Here is a 15,052-nt window from a genome sequence, read left to right as displayed (position 1 = left end):
TCGGCCGCGGGAGGGCACCCTTCCGCACAGGGCAGTGGCGCAATTGGTAGCGCAGCGGTCTCCAAAACCGCAGGTTGCAGGTTCGAGTCCTGTCTGCCCTGCCAGTCCGGCGGGACGAGTTCCCGTTGGGCGTGGATGACCACGACGAGATCGGACAGTCAAGACGTGAACTCCAGGCACGATGCGACGGCCGCGGCGTCGACCGGCAACGACCGGGCGCCGCGCAACCCCTTCCTGGCCATCGGTCTGTTCGTTCGTCAGGTCATCGCCGAGCTCAGGAAGGTCGTTGTTCCGAGCCGACGAGAGCTGGTGATGTACTCCATCACGGTTCTCGCGTTCGTCACGTTCATGATCGTCCTCATCTTCGGCCTCGACTTCGCTTTCGGCTGGCTGTCCCAGATCGCGTTCGTTGATCCGGGCGCCGGGCTCTGAGCCCGCGCCGAGGCGCAGCTGCAACAGACCCCGGCCCCACAGAAAGCAGGTTCACGGTGGCGAGTGACCAGAGTGCACCCCACGAGGACTCCTACGACGACATCGACGACACCCTGTCGTTCTCGTCGTCCCCTCAGGCTTCCGAGCAGGCGCCGGAGGGTGAGCAGACCGACGCCGTCGCCGGTGAGGACTCACCCTTCGCTGCTGCACAGGAGGCCGCGGGCGCCGAGGAGCAGACCGACCAGGACGACGCGAGCGCAGCAGAGTCGGCAGAGGAGTCGGCACCGTCCGATGAGGCGGGCGCTGACGCTCAGGTGGCTGCGGACGAGGAGCCGGAAGAGGACCCGCTGGTGGCGCTCAAGCGTCAACTGCGTTCCGCGCCCGGCGAGTGGTACGTGATCCATTCCTACTCCGGTCACGAGAACCGTGTGCGCACCCAGCTCACCACACGCATCGAGACCCAGGACATGGAGGAGTACATCTTCCAGGTCGAGGTTCCGATGGAGGATGCCACCGAGATCAAGAACGGCCAGAAGAAGGTCGTGCGGCGCGTGCGCGTGCCCGGCTACGTGCTGGTGCGCATGGACCTGACCGATCAGTCCTGGCGAGTGGTGCGCGATACCCCCGGTGTCACCGGGTTCGTGGGCAACGCCACTGATCCCACGCCGCTGACCTTCGACGAGATCTACTCGCTGCTGGCTCCGTCCGTTGGCCTGCCGGAGAAGAAACGTTCGTCGTCTTCGTCGTCCGCCAAGAGTGCGCCGCAGAAGATGCCTGCTTTCGAGGTGGGCGAGTCCGTGACCGTCATGGACGGGCCCTTCGAGACGATGCCCGCTACGATCTCCGAGATCAACACCGAGCATCAGAAGCTCGTGGTGCTCGTGTCCATCTTCGGGCGCGAGACGCCGGTCGAGCTCGCTTTCGACCAGGTCGCAAAAATCTGAGCGAACAGACCTCGGCGCTGAGCCTGCCGCGCGTTCGGGATCTGATCCCGCGGTGATCCGACGAAGATCACTCCTGGCGGGCCTCGACGCCGTCGCGACGTGCAGGTAGCGTCGCACAGTGCCCTTGTGCACCCGCGCGGTGCATGACGGGCGCCCAGTGGGAGGAGCGCTTGATGAGCTCCGCCCGGACCACGACACAGAAGGAAGAGCAATGGCTCCCAAGAAGAAGATCGCGAGCATCATCAAGCTCCAGATCCAGGCCGGCCAGGCCACCCCTGCGCCGCCCGTGGGTCCCGCGCTCGGCGCTGCCGGCGTGAACATGATGGAGTTCGTCAAGGCGTACAACGATCGCACCGCGGACATGCGCGGCAACATCGTGCCGGTCGAGATCACGGTGTACGAGGATCGCTCGTTCACCTTCGTCACGAAGACCCCGCCGGCCGCCGAGCTGATCAAGAAGGCCGCTGGCCTGCAGAAGGGGTCCTCCACCCCGCACACCGACAAGGTCGGCAAGATCACCCAGGCGCAGGTCCGCGAGATCGCGGAGACCAAGATGCCTGACCTGAACGCGAACGATATTGAGGCTGCCGCCAAGATCGTGGCCGGCACCGCACGTTCCATGGGCATCACGGTGGAGGACTGACGACAATGGCATTCCGCAGCAAGGCATACAAGGACGGCGCGGCCAAGATCGAAGAGGGCCGCTTCTACTCCCCGCTTGACGCCGTGCGTCTGGCGCAGAAGACCAACCCCGCGAAGTTCGACGCCTCGGTCGAGGTGGCGATGCGCCTGGGCGTGGATCCCCGTAAGGCGGATCAGATGGTGCGTGGCACTGTCAATCTGCCCAACGGCACCGGTAAGACCTCCCGCGTGATCGTGTTCGCGGTGGGTCCGCAGGCTGAGGCCGCTCGTGAGGCCGGCGCCGACGAGGTCGGCGACGACGAGCTGATCGAGAAGGTCGCTGGCGGCTGGACCGACTTCGACGCGGCCGTGGCCACCCCGAACCTCATGGGCAAGGTGGGCAAGCTGGGCCGCGTGCTCGGCCCCCGCGGCCTCATGCCGAACCCGAAGACCGGCACCGTCACCATGGATACCGCCAAGGCCGTGTCCGACATCAAGGGCGGCAAGATCGAGTTCCGCACCGACCGCGCCGCGAACCTCCACTACATCATCGGGAAGGTCTCCTTCACCGACAAGCAGCTGGTGGAGAACTACGTGGCAGCGCTCGACGAGATCCTGCGCCTGAAGCCGGCCAGCTCCAAGGGCCGCTACATCTCGAAGATCACCGTGTCCACCACCATGGGCCCGGGCATCCCCGTGGATGTGAACCGCACCCGCAACCTCACCGAGGATTCGGACGAGGGCTGAGGTCGGCTGCTGACCCGCCGAGAGCTACTGTCGGAGCCCTCGTTCACCACGTGGTGAACGAGGGCTCCGGCGTGCGCGGCGGGGATGCTCGGCGGGAGCAGGAGCGGATCGGCGAGACGAGGTGCTGATCGGGCGCATCCGGGGTGCAGCGAGTGTTGGGCAGAGGCGTGGGGAGAGTGGGATGTGACGCGGGATGCGAGATTCGTGACCGGGCGAGATGTGGCGGGATTAAGCAGACACGGTATAATCTGATACCGAGCTGTCTCATGCGCTTGTCGATCTCGATGCCAGCCAGGAGAATCCCCATGTCCGCTCGTCAGACGAACTTCTCGCGCCGGGCGCTTGCTAAGGGTGTCGCCTGGTCCGTCCCCACCGCCGCCGTGGTGACCGTCGCCCCTGCCTTCGCCGCTTCCACCTGTCCTAATAGCGTGACCCGCGCGATCGACGACGCCTTCAATGCGACGAACCAGTCCCTCGTGGCCTACTGGACCGTGGACACGGTGAGCGCTCTCAACGGCCAGTCGGGACTTCGGCCCTACCTCAACATCAACAACAACACGCCGTACGATATCGTCACCGGCGGTCGCCAGCTGAGGGTCAAGCTCACGTACTTCACCCTGGACCGGACCTGGAATGACAAGCGCGGCTGGCAGAAGGACTTCTACAACAACAGCGTGATCACGTCCAGCTACGGAGGCGCGTGGCAGCGTCAGATGGTCACCTACACCCGGGACGGCGTCACCTACCCCGCGGTGGAGTGGGTGTGGGACGCCGCCGCTGGCAGCAAGATCCTGGGGTCCGGCAGTGGTAAGGACTCGACGGCCGACATGGTGCTGACCAGCACGAACTCCCTCGGCGCGACTCCTCCGGGCGCGGTGGTGTGCGCCGAGCTTGTCCGCGCTCCGCAGATTGCGCCGACCCTCGAGTCGATCATCAAGCTCAATCCGAACGCCGGGTGGTACGACCAGAGCGGCAAGCTCTTGACGAGCTGCCAGGAGTACTACAAGAAGCACACGACCATCAACAGCAGCTTCGTGTTCTCGGGCCCGAAGCTCAGTGGAACGACCACGTGGAACAACAACGGCAAGAATACGAAACTGCCCGGCGGAAACACCGCATGGAGCGTCGGCACGACTATCTGCTCGGACAAGGTGGGCAACTACATCTCTGACGCGCACCCGCCGCGGGTGGGCGGGTTCGCCTACGGGTACGACGGCATCTTCTGATCTCGTACTCTGGTCCCTTCTGACGCGAAGCGGCGGGGTGGTTTCATGACCACCCCGCCGCTTTCGTTTTCCTGTGCCCGCGCAGGTGAGCTCGATGTGATCGCGGCGTTTCGATGTGAATTCGCGCGCGATAACACGGGGGGTAATCACGGGTTACTTCTGATGTGTCCCGGAAGACGATAGCGAGAGTGACGTGACGCCCCCGTAGGTACCGCAGAGCAGCATCCCCCGCCGCAAGCCTGTGGAGGGCGAGGCCAGAAGCAGGGCCCGTCACCGGTTCACCGGTGACGGGCCCTGCTCATCGTTCGTGCGTGGCGGGTTCAGGTCGTGCCTGTTCCCGCCAGCCACGGCTGCTGGGGTCAGGCCTTGCCCTGCTCCCGCTCCACCTCGGGATCGACGTGATCCACAACCTGGGCTGTATCCGCTGTGGCGTCCACCGGCTCCGGATCAACGGTGCCGTCGATCGGCAGGGCAAGCGTGACCGCGTCGGCGTCGGCAGGTGCCACCACGTTCACGTTGTTCTTCTTGCAGTAACCGACCTCGCCCTCGAAGGCGTCGTAGATGATCTCCTTGAGCTCAGCGACCAGCGGCTCCTTCGGGTTGGCCGGGGTGCACTGGTCCTCGAAGGCGCGGTAGGCGAGCTCGTCCACCACGGTATCCAGGTGCTCCTTGGTGGCGCCGTTGGCCTTCAGACTCATCTCGATACCGAGGTCCTGAGCGAGCTTGGTGACCTCGTCGATCAGCGACTGCACGCCCTCTTCCACCGTGGACGCCTTGAAGCCCATGTACCGTGCGAAGTCCGCGAGATCCTTATCCGCCCGGTAGGAGTCGTACTTCGGGAAGATCGCGTGCTTGTACGGCTTCGTGGCGTTGTAGCGGATCACATGCGGCAAGAAGATCGCGTTGGTGCGGCCGTGCGCGATGTCGAACTCCGCGCCGCACTTGTGCGACAGCGAATGGACGATGCCTAGGAACGCGTTGGCGAAGGCCATACCGGCCATCGCCGAAGCGTTGTGCATGTTCTCCTTGGCGTCCAGGTCGTTCTCGAGGATCGCCGGGCGCAGATTCTCGAAGATCAGCTGCGCCGCACGAATGGACAGACCGCGCGAGTAGTCGCTGGCCATGGTCGACACGTACGACTCGATCGCATGGGTGAGCGCGTCCAGGCCGGAATCCGCAGCGGTGCGACGCGGCACCGTATCCACGAACTGGGCGTCCACGATCGCGACCGTCGGCGTGAGCGCGTAGTCCGCCAGCGGGTACTTCACGTGGTTCTCCGAGTCCGTGATCACCGCGAACGGCGTGCACTCGGAGCCGGTGCCCGACGTGGTCGGGATCGCCACGAACTCGGCCTTCTGTCCCAGCTTCGGGAAGCGGTACGTGCGCTTACGGATATCCATGAACTTCTGCTTCATGCCGAAGTAGCTGGACTCCGGCTGCTCGTAGAACAGCCACATGCCCTTGGCGGCATCCATCGCGGAGCCGCCGCCGAGCGCGATGATGCAGTCCGGCTCGAAGTCCCGCATCTGCTGGGCACCCTTGAACACCGTCGCCGAGGAGGGGTTCGGCTCGACGTCGCTGAACATGGCCCAGGTGATGTCGTTGCGGCGCTTCTTGAGGTGATCGATGACGATGTCGGCGTACCCGAACTTCACCATGCCCGGATCGGTGACGATGAAGACGCGCTCGATGGCCGGCATCTTCTGCAGGTACTGGACGGCGTACCGCTCGAAGTAGGTCTTCGGCGGCACCTTGAACCACTGCATGTTGTTCCGCCTCTCAGCGATGCGCTTGACGTTGATCAGGTCGACGGCGCTCACGTTGCGCGAGACCGAGTTGTGGCCGTACGAACCGCAGCCCAGGGTGAGCGAGGGGATCAGGCCGTTGTACACGTCGCCGATGCCACCCAGTGCGCTGGGGGAGTTGGAGATGATGCGGCAGGCCTTCATCCGCAGACCGAACGCGCGCTCGATCTCCTTGTCGGAGGTGTGGATGACGGCGGTGTGGCCCAGGCCCCCGAACTCCAGCATCTGCTCGCACAGCTGCATGGCCTCTTCGGTGTCCTTCGCCGTGGTGTAGGCGAGCACCGGGCAGAGCTTCTCGCGGGAGAACGGGTCTTTCTCGCCCACAGCGTCGATCTTGACCAGCAGCATCTTCGTGCCGGGGGCGACGTCGATACCTGCGGCCTCCGCGATCTCGAGGGCGGACTTGCCCACCACGCTCGCGAGGATCGAGCCGTTATCGGTGACCATGTAGGAGGCGAGTTTCTTCTTCTCCTCCTTGGTCAGCACATGGGCGCCGTACTCCTTGAACTCCGTGAGCACGTCCTTGGAGATCGACTCGTCGATGATCAGTGCCTGCTCCGACGCGCAGATCATGCCGTTGTCGAAGGTCTTCGAGATGAGCAGGTCGTTGACGGTGCGCGAGATCTTCGCGGTCTTCTCGATGTAGACCGGCACGTTGCCGGGGCCCACGCCGAGCGCGGGCTTTCCTGTGCTGTACGCCGCGCGCACCATGCCGGAACCGCCGGTGGCCAGAGCAAGGGCGATACCGGGGTGGTTCAGCAGCTGGCCGGTGGCCTCCACGGAGGGCTGCTCGATCCACTGGATGCAGTTCTCCGGCGCGCCGTGGGCGATGGCTGCCTCGTACATCACGCGCGCAGCGGCGGTGGAGCACTTCTGGGCGCTCGGGTGGAACGCGAAGATGATCGGGTTCCGGGTCATGATCGAGATCAGGCACTTGAACATGACGGTCGAGGTCGGGTTCGTGACCGGCGTGATGCCCGCGACGACGCCGACGGGCTCGGCGATCTCGGTGACGCCCGTCTGCTTGTCCTCATGGATGACGCCGACGGTGCGGTCGTATTTGATCGAGTTCCAGACGTACTCGGTCGCGAAGATGTTCTTCACGCACTTGTCCTCGAACAGACCGCGACCGGTCTCGTCCACGGCCAGGCGCGCAAGGGGCATGTGCTGGTCCACGCCGACGAGTGCCATGTGGTGGACGATGTTGGTGATCGTCTCCTGGTCGAAGGCGTCGAAGGCCTTCAGGGCTGCCTGGCCCTTCGCGGCCAGATCGTCGATCATCGATGCAATGGCATCGGTGGCGGGGGGCTGCTTCTTCTTCTCAGTCATGTCCTTCGCCTTGTGTCATGCGAGCCCGGAGCTCTGGGTGCCTCCGCGAACTCGCGGTGGGCCGGACCCGTCGAGCATGACGCTACGAGAGATTCGCGTCGCATACCAGCGTTTCGCGCAGGCTGGTGGCGGCGGTGAGAACTTGCTGGTCAGCGCATTCTTTATTGTCGAAGCGGCAATTTGAGGTCGCTGTGCCGCGCGGAGGTCGGGCCGTGTGCGCTGCAGGTCACATGCTCACGCCGGGGACTGTGGTCCCGCTGTGACCAGGGGATTCTCTGGCAGTGTGTGCGCTGGGGGACGAGCCGCACGGACTGGCGGTCGCTGGGGGTGATGAGCGGCGTGATGTGCGCGGGGGACGATCGTCCTGGATTGACGCGCTGATATCGCGGTGCCTGTGCAGCCCGTACAGCTCGTACGGCGCCGAGGGTGGGGTGCTATGGCAGCGGCTGCTGCGCCGCGCACGGTGATCACGCGCCTCGTGGTGCGTTGACGGTGCGCCGCGCGCGGTATGCGCTGTGAGCCACGTCGCCCGTCTGCACGGTAGCGCGGTGCGCAGCGGGACGGATACAGTGGGCGGCACCGAAGACCGCCGGTCGTCGGCTCCTCCCGGAGTCGACCGAAGCGCCCCGCACGGGGAGGGCCTGCGCAGGTGAGTGAGAAGACCGTCGCATATTCGCGCCGTTACCCCTGTGGGGAGCCTGGCGTCGTGTGCGCACCGGGCCTCGGCACCTGCGTGTCGGGGCCTTTTCCGTGTCTGGAGCTTCACCCGGTGGCGCGAGACCTCTGGAAGGAGGGCCATGGCGAAGCCCGAGAAGGTGAGCGCCGTCGCCGAGATCGCGGAGCTTTTCCGCGAGTCTGACGCGGCCGTCATCACCGAGTACCGCGGCCTCAGCGTCCAGCAGCTGCAGCAGCTGCGTCGGTCGCTGGGCTCGGAGACGACCTACGCCGTGGTGAAGAACACGCTCACGGAGATCGCCGCCCGCGAGGTTGGCATCGACGTGTTCGAGGGTCAGCTCTCGGGCCCCACCGCCATCGCCTTCATCAAGGGTGAGCCGGTGGAGCCTGCGAAGGCCCTGCGTGACTTCGCCAAGGAGAACGAACAGCTCGTCATCAAGTCCGGATACTTCGAGGGCAAGCTGCTCTCGGAGGCCGATGTTACGAAGCTCGCGGACCTCGAGTCCCGCGAGGTTCTGCTGGCCAAGGCTGCTGGCGCTATGAAGGCGTCGATGTCCAAGGCCGCCGCCGTGTTCGCTGCACCGCTGTCCAAGGCGGCACGCACCGTGGACGCGCTGCGGGCCAAGCAGGAGGCCTGAGCCATCCGGCTCACCCCTGCCTGATCCGCCCAGCGCGTCAGCGCTGAACGAGGCCCGCCACACGGCGAGCCAACCGCATGACCCAGGCGCGTGCGCGCCGCATCCGAAGCCGGGACGATGTCCCACCAACAGGAAGGAACGCCACCATGGCGAAGCTCAGCAACGACGAGCTCATCGAAGCTTTCAAGGAGATGACCCTCATCGAGCTCTCCGAGTTCGTGAAGCAGTTCGAGGAGGTCTTCGAGGTCACCGCCGCCGCTCCCGTGGCTGTCGCCGCGGGCGGTGCTGCCGCCGGTGGCGGTGGCGAGGCCGCTGCCGAGGAGGAGAAGGACGAGTTCGACGTCATCCTCGAGTCGGCTGGCTCCGCGAAGATCGCCGTCATCAAGGAGGTGCGCGCCCTGACCAGCCTCGGCCTGAAGGAGGCCAAGGCTCTCGTGGACGAGGCTCCCAAGCCGGTCCTGGAGAAGGTCGCCAAGGACGCTGCCGAGAAGGCCAAGGAGCAGCTCGAGGGCGCTGGCGCTTCCGTCACCGTCAAGTGACGACGCCGCGCTTGATCCCGAGCGCATCCTGATCGTTTCGATCACCACGGGCCGTCCCGCATCTGCGGGGCGGCCCGTGCTGTCGTTCGGCACAGGCGCATAGGGGCACACGCAGTTGTCCACACAGGCTCCGGGAGCGGTCGTATCCGAACCGTGACCGTCCATATGTGCTGAACAGCACGCCTCCGGGGCGGGAACCGCTTAGGTTGAAGGCTTAGACCGCAGTGACGCGGCACACGTCATCCGTTCCCCATTCCCCGGAGTCCCCCGTGCGCTTGAATCCCGTACGCCGTCTTGCCGCCTTCGGTGGCGCCCTCATCCTGGGAGCCGCGGGCCTGACAGGCCCCGCGCTCGCTGCGCCTGCGCTGCCGCAGGCGCCGCCGGTGCCCCCTGCTCCGATGGAGAAGGATGGCGAGCGCCCGAGCGCCGAGCCGCGGATCCCGGTGCTCATCACCTTGAAGAAGCAGCCGTCGAATCCGTCCGAGTCGGGCGAGTCGGCCTCGCTCTCCGCGCAGAAAGAGCTCATCACCCGCTGGTCTGACCGCTACGACCTCACGATCGACCGGCAGTTTGGCTACCTGTTCAACGGGATGTCTGCCACCATCCCGGCGTCGCAGCTGGGCGCGCTGTCGCTTGAGCCCGAGGTCCAGTCCGTGCGTCGTGAGCGCGTCTATGAGCGCGCCGAGCACACGGCGCGCCAGGTGCACGGCGTGCCCGCCGCGTTCCGTGACCACGGTGTGGATGGCACCGGCATGGTCATCTCCATCATCGACTCCGGCATTGATCCGGGCCACCGCGACATGCGCCTGGATGACTGCGCAGCCGCGAAGATTCAGGAGATCAACTCGGCCGCCGAGGGCGGTTTCACCTGCAAGGTGCCCACCGGCTACAACTACGCCGATGAATCCTTCGTTGTGAAGGACACCGCCGCGACTCCCCACGGCCAGCACGTCGCCGGCATTGCCGCCGCGAACGGCTCGCCCGGCGATGACGCCGGGGACGTGGTCGAGACCGGCCGCATCGACGGCATCGCCCCGAATGCTCAGCTGCTGGCGATGAAGGTGTTCTCCAACCAGGGCGGTGGCGCCGCGGATTCCGACATCATCGCAGCGATCGAGGACTCCGTGAAGCTCGATGCGGACGTCATCAACATGTCGCTCGGCTCGCCGAACGGCCTGAAGAACACCTCCAACGGCACCTCCATCGCCATTGAGGCGGCCCGCGAAGCGGGGGTCGTCACGGTGATCGCGGCAGGTAACGATGGCCAGAACTTCTCCCCGACGGGTGGGCCGGATGACGCTCTGGGACTGCACGATGACGGTACCGTCGGCTCCCCCTCGACCCAGGGGTCTGCCCTGTCGGTGGCGTCCCTGGACAACACCGAGCTCACCCAGGCCGTTGCCTACCACGGCGATCCCGAGAAGCAGGTCGCCTATGAGCTCGCCACCGGCCAGCCCGATGACCAGGCCCATGAGGTCATCGACATTGGCATCGGCGATGAGGCCGGCATCGCTGGCCGCGACCTGAACGGTGCCTACGCCCTGATCGAGCGCGGCGGACTGACCTTCACGGAGAAGTACGAGAACGCCATCAACGCCGGCGCCGCGGGCGTGGTGATGTACAACCACGAGGACGGGGGAGAAGCCACCTTCGGCATGGCCGGCGTGGAGGAGTTCACCATCCCCGGCATCATCGTCCCGCGCTCGGCCGGCCTTGCCATGCGCGAGGAGATCGCCGCGGGCGGCACGACGATCCGCATCACCGAGGACCTCATGCTCTCCGAGAACCCCACGGGTCTCGAGCCGTCCTCCTTCACGTCATGGGGTGCGACGCCCACGCTCGACTTCGAGCCGGAGATCGCCGGCATCGGCGGAGGCGTCTACTCCACGTACAACGACGACACGTACGGTCCGAACTCCGGCACGTCCATGGCGTCCCCGAACGTGGCCGGCGTGCTGGCTCTCGTTCTTGAGCACCTGAAGCAGACCCGCCCTGACGTGACCGGGGCCGCGCGGGTCGATCTTGCGAAGACGATGCTCATGAACACGGCGCTGATCCCGACGGATGACAACGGCGTCCCGTTCTCGCCGCGTCAGGTGGGTGCCGGCCTCGCACAGGTGGACCGGGCCCTTGCGACCGACGTCATCGCCACCGTGGATGGAACGGCAGCAGCCGCGCTGCGACAGGTGAACGGTTCAGCATCCTTCACCGTGACCCTGACCAACACGGGTGATCAGCCGCGCACCTTCACGGTGCCCGCTGACCAGCAGGTGCTCGCTGAGACCAACGCCGCCGGTGAACCGACCACGGTGAGGGTCTCCTCGGGGACTCTTGCGGTCGGCGCCTCCTCCATCACGGTGCCGGCCGGGGGCACGGCGACAGTCGACGTCACGGTCACCCCGGAGGCCGGAGGAGATCACTTCATGGGCGGATGGCTGCGGCTTGCCTCCGATGCCGCCGACCAGGTGGATCTCGCCGTCCCGTACCTGGGTTTTGCCGGTGACTGGAACGCGGAGAACATCATCCTTCCTCCGGGTGAGAAGCTCACGGATGACCTTGACGTCCAGACGCAGCTGCTCACCGGCTGGGGCGGTGCAACCATCCCGCTGACCAGCGAGCTCGGCGAGTTCTGGCTCTCGCCCAACGGCGACGGTGACATGGACATCGTGGCCATGAACATGGCCATGATGCGCAACGCCACCGATGTCCGCTACGAGATCCTCGATGCGAACAAGAAGGTCATCAAGACCATCGGCCAGGAGCAGGACGTGTACCGTCCGCTGCTCGGCGACTACATGGGTGCAGAGAACCCGGGTGATGCCCAGTGGACCGGCGCGACCTTCGACGGGACGATCTGGAACCCCCAGACCGCCGACTTCGAGCCGCTGCCTGATGGGCGCTACACCTACCGCGTCTCCGCTCGCCTGAGCGAGGACTACCCGTGGCAGACCACCGACGTTGAGTTCGGTCTGGACGCCACCGCTCCCGAGATCACGTTCGGCCCCGTGGAGCAGAACGTGCTCACCTTCTCCGTGGTCGAGAACGGCTCCGGACTGCTGGAGACCCCGACCGTGACGAACGCTGCCGGCGACGAGATCCCGGTGGTTGATCGCGGTGACGGCACCTACGCCGTCGAGGTCGATCCCGCACAGGTGCCGTTCGTGACGGTCGCCTCCGTCGACGCAGGCTTGAACCTGGGCGTCGCAAGCAAGGTCTTCACCGATTCCCAGGTGGTCGTGGCCGGTGCCGACAAGCTGCAGAAGGAGGTGCTCGGCCCGAAGTCGGCAGTTGTCTCCGACGGGAAGCTCGTGGTCTCCGGCTTCGTCTCCTCTGACATCACCGCCGTGCGCATTGCGGGCCAGAAGCCGGTTGATTCGGCCAACGGGCGCTTCCGCGATGGCGTCGACCTCACGGAAGGAACCCAGGACATCCTGGTCGAAGGGCTCGGCGCCGACGGCCAGGTGATCGCTTCACAGACGCTCACCGTCACGTACGACTCCACGGCTCCGACCGTGAAGATCACCGACATGCCGAAGGATGACGCCGGCGCGGCCGTGCTCGACGACAACGGCTCGGTGCTCGTGCGTGGAACCATCACCGATGAGCGCAAGGGTGCTCAGCTCGGTCTCGAACTCACCGCCGCCGGCAAGACCACACCGGTCGACGTCGCCGCCGACGGCAGCTTCGAGGTCACCGTCACCCCGGGGGCCAAGGATCACGCCTTCGTGCTCACCGGAACCGACGGACAGAACTCCGCTCCGATGACGGTCCCGATCTCTGGTCGCCAGGCGCCGCTGCCGGCCTTCACGCTGCCCACGGAGACGAACGTCGAGTGCCTGCTCGAGCAGGGCGCCTGCTTCGTCCCGGGCAACACCCCGGATGTCAACGAGGACGGCTCCGTGTTCACCTTCACCGGCAAGGCGGGGGAGAACACCGGTTCGATCGTGCTGCGCCGGGAGGTGCGCCTGGGTGAGGACGGCACCTACCCCGAGCCGCAGGACATCCCGGCGACCATCGCCAAGGACGGCACGTTCAGCGTCGACCTTCCGATGAGCACCGGCGAGAACGGGTACCGGATGATCATCACCGACAAGGAGGGCAAGGTCCGCTTTGACCGCGGTGTGCGCTTCTTCTTCGACGTGACCGCCCCGACCCTGACGGTCGATGAGCCGACGCTCATCGGTGGGACGCTCTACACCGCCACGCCAGAGGTCGCGTTCCGCGGAACCGCCTCTGATGACGGTTGGGGCTACGGCCTGCGCCTGAATGACTCCGTGGTGATCGAACGCTTCGACAGGGGATCCCCGGGCGAGCAGTCCAACCGCCGCGAGTTCTCGGCTGATCTCACGGTGGCCGATGGCGACACGTTGCTCCTGGAGTACGGGGACGCCAACGGCAACATTCTCTTGGCCGGCATCCCGGTGGTGCTCGACCAGGACGCTCCGACCGTGAGCATCGACCAGGTGGCCGACGACGAGATCGTCGAGGATGGCCGCGAGATCACCATCACCTCCACGGATGATCACCTGGCCACTCAGCGGGTCACCCTGAACGGTGAGGTGATCGCCGATCAGGCCACCGACCTCAGCACCAGTGAGCAGGCCGTCGAGGATGTGCTGGTGGACAGCCGCGACCTGCTCGCGGAACAGGGTGCAGACGAGCAGGCCCCACAGGACCAGGCCCCGGCCCCGTCTGATGGCGGCGGCGATGAGGCCACGGCGAACTCCGCGGCGTCGGCCCGGGGTGCGGCAGCGGATACGCCTGAGGGCTCTGCGCAGAACGCTCCTGAGGACGCGGCGGCGCCGGGCGACGTGTCCGTGGCGGCGGCGCAGACCGCACCGAAGCAGACGGCGTTGGAGACGACGCTCGCCACTGCTGATCTCGCACCGGGCCGGTACACCCTCAGCGTTGTCGCAACGGACCTGGCCGGGAACATGACCACCCAGACTCGCGTGTTCGAGATCCCGTCGGTGCTGTCGATCACCGGTGAGGACTCGGTCTCGCTGGAGGTGCACCGCGAACAGCTTGCGGACCAGGGTGCGCTTGCCCAGCTCGTGCTCGACCAGTACGGCACGGAGCTCGACGGCGACGCGAAGGCGGCGACGGCTGCCGGTGCCGAGCTGTCTCTGGCCCCGGGCACTGTGCTCGTTCCCGGTGAGCAGACGGTGACCGTGCTCGCCGCCGACGATCAGGGACGCACCGCCGAGCGTGAGGTGACGGTGACGGTGAACCTCAAGGAGATCACGCTGCGCGACGGCGACGTGACAGCCACCTCCACCTTCCGCTCCGATGATGTGCTCTCGGCATCGATCACGGCCGATGGGCGTGTGCGCACGCTGACCATGAGCACGGAGCATGCCTCCCTGTCTGCCGTGATCACGGTGCCCGGTGTGGAGGGCAGCGCGGTGGCGCGGGTGCTTGAGGACGGTCGCGAGGTGCCGGTGCGTGCGACGTTCGCTGATGGGGTGCTCACCTTCACGGGTCCGTCCCACGCCACCTACCGCATCACGGAACCGGCTGCACCTGGCGATGACCAGGGCGGAAACGAGGGTGGTGACCAGGGCGGTAACGGCCAGGGTGATGACCAGGGCAGTGGTCGCGGAGGCGAGCACAGCGGTGGCTCGGGCGACGGTTCTCGCACCGACCGTCCTACCCCCGGGGCTCGCGGCCCGCTCGCCGTGACCGGCGTTGAGGTTGCTGGCCTCGCAGTGCTCGCGTTGCTCGCCGTGGCCGGCGGCGCAGCATTGGTACGTCGTCGCAAGCGCGGCACGACCGCTGACTGAGCGGCTGCGCCGTACCGTGCATGACGCGGGTCCCGCCTCGACGGCAGGGCCCGCGTCGTGCATTCAGGCGTGTGGCCGGATCCGTCGGCTGGGGGGATGGAGCCCGGTGAGGCATGAGGCGCGCGGGCTGGCTGTGATGGCGCGCCTGCTTGACTCACACGCCTGCAGGCCTGCATCCTTGTCACCGTACTGAGCTGTTCCTGCCGCCGGGCCCCATCCGGGCCCGCTCGAGACAGATAGGCAAGAGGCTCGGCCTTCCGCGCCAGGCATATGGCGGCCGACGCGGATGGACCGGTGTTCACGCACCCCTTGT

9 protein-coding genes and 1 tRNA gene are annotated in these 15,052 nt (G+C 66.3%); 9 read left to right on the top strand and 1 reads right to left on the bottom strand.

Translation table 11 applies throughout. The annotated features are described in order from the left end of the window. The first annotated feature begins 28 nt into the window (after positions 1-28). The 6 genes from C8271_RS11520 (at position 29) to C8271_RS11495 (ending at position 3,970) form a co-directional block, all read left to right on the top strand. Positions 29-104, top strand: a tRNA-Trp gene (locus tag C8271_RS11520). A gap of 61 nt (positions 105-165) precedes the next feature. Further along, positions 166-432, top strand: coding sequence for a preprotein translocase subunit SecE (gene secE / locus C8271_RS11515; RefSeq protein ID WP_245921116.1), 267 nt, complete (start codon positions 166-168; stop codon positions 430-432). Between the two features lie 56 nt (positions 433-488). Next, positions 489-1,376, top strand: coding sequence for a transcription termination/antitermination protein NusG (nusG, locus tag C8271_RS11510; RefSeq protein WP_106507407.1), 888 nt, complete (start codon positions 489-491; stop codon positions 1,374-1,376). Positions 1,377-1,587: 211 nt separating this feature from the next. Further along, a complete protein-coding gene (gene rplK / locus C8271_RS11505; protein WP_106507406.1) occupies positions 1,588-2,019 on the top strand; it encodes a 50S ribosomal protein L11 in 432 nt (143 codons plus the stop codon). Positions 2,020-2,024: 5 nt separating this feature from the next. Next, complete coding sequence (gene rplA, locus C8271_RS11500; RefSeq protein ID WP_106507405.1) at positions 2,025-2,744, top strand: 50S ribosomal protein L1; 720 nt, start codon at positions 2,025-2,027, stop codon at positions 2,742-2,744. Positions 2,745-3,049: 305 nt separating this feature from the next. Next, the gene (locus tag C8271_RS11495) at positions 3,050-3,970 is read left to right on the top strand and encodes a hypothetical protein (protein WP_106507404.1); all 921 of its coding nucleotides are present in this window, start codon (positions 3,050-3,052) and stop codon (positions 3,968-3,970) included. Between the two features lie 359 nt (positions 3,971-4,329). Here C8271_RS11495 and adhE read toward each other — a convergent pair whose 3' ends face one another. After that, complete coding sequence (adhE, locus tag C8271_RS11490; RefSeq protein ID WP_106507403.1) at positions 4,330-7,104, bottom strand: bifunctional acetaldehyde-CoA/alcohol dehydrogenase; 2,775 nt, start codon at positions 7,102-7,104, stop codon at positions 4,330-4,332. Between the two features lie 797 nt (positions 7,105-7,901). Between adhE and rplJ the strand changes: the two genes are divergently transcribed. The 3 genes from rplJ to C8271_RS11475 all read left to right on the top strand — a co-directional run bounded on the left by rplJ (position 7,902) and on the right by C8271_RS11475 (position 14,739). Further along, entirely contained in the window at positions 7,902-8,417 is a 516-nt protein-coding gene (gene rplJ, locus C8271_RS11485) for a 50S ribosomal protein L10 (protein ID WP_106507402.1), read from the top strand. 146 nt (positions 8,418-8,563) lie between these two features. Then, the gene (gene rplL, locus C8271_RS11480) at positions 8,564-8,956 is read left to right on the top strand and encodes a 50S ribosomal protein L7/L12 (RefSeq protein WP_106507401.1); all 393 of its coding nucleotides are present in this window, start codon (positions 8,564-8,566) and stop codon (positions 8,954-8,956) included. Between the two features lie 269 nt (positions 8,957-9,225). Then, positions 9,226-14,739, top strand: a complete 5,514-nt coding sequence (locus C8271_RS11475; RefSeq protein ID WP_170957876.1) for a S8 family serine peptidase — start codon at positions 9,226-9,228, stop codon at positions 14,737-14,739. Positions 14,740-15,052 lie beyond the last annotated feature (313 nt).

This window comes from Brachybacterium timonense (genome assembly GCF_900258505.1).
GTDB classification, from domain to species: domain Bacteria; phylum Actinomycetota; class Actinomycetes; order Actinomycetales; family Dermabacteraceae; genus Brachybacterium; species Brachybacterium timonense.
The sequence above is the reverse complement of the archived record's forward strand: the minus strand, read 5'-3'. Positions and strand labels throughout refer to the sequence as shown.

Excerpts from the sequence above, each read along its gene's own strand:
- rplL (WP_106507401.1), top strand. The coding sequence starts at position 8,564 with ATGGCGAAGCTCAGCAACGACGAGCTCATCGAAGCTTTCAAGGAGATG.
- adhE (WP_106507403.1), bottom strand. The coding sequence starts at position 7,104 with ATGACTGAGAAGAAGAAGCAGCCCCCCGCCACCGATGCCATTGCATCG.
- rplJ (WP_106507402.1), top strand. The coding sequence starts at position 7,902 with ATGGCGAAGCCCGAGAAGGTGAGCGCCGTCGCCGAGATCGCGGAGCTT.
- C8271_RS11495 (WP_106507404.1), top strand. The coding sequence starts at position 3,050 with ATGTCCGCTCGTCAGACGAACTTCTCGCGCCGGGCGCTTGCTAAGGGT.
- rplK (WP_106507406.1), top strand. The coding sequence starts at position 1,588 with ATGGCTCCCAAGAAGAAGATCGCGAGCATCATCAAGCTCCAGATCCAG.
- rplA (WP_106507405.1), top strand. The coding sequence starts at position 2,025 with ATGGCATTCCGCAGCAAGGCATACAAGGACGGCGCGGCCAAGATCGAA.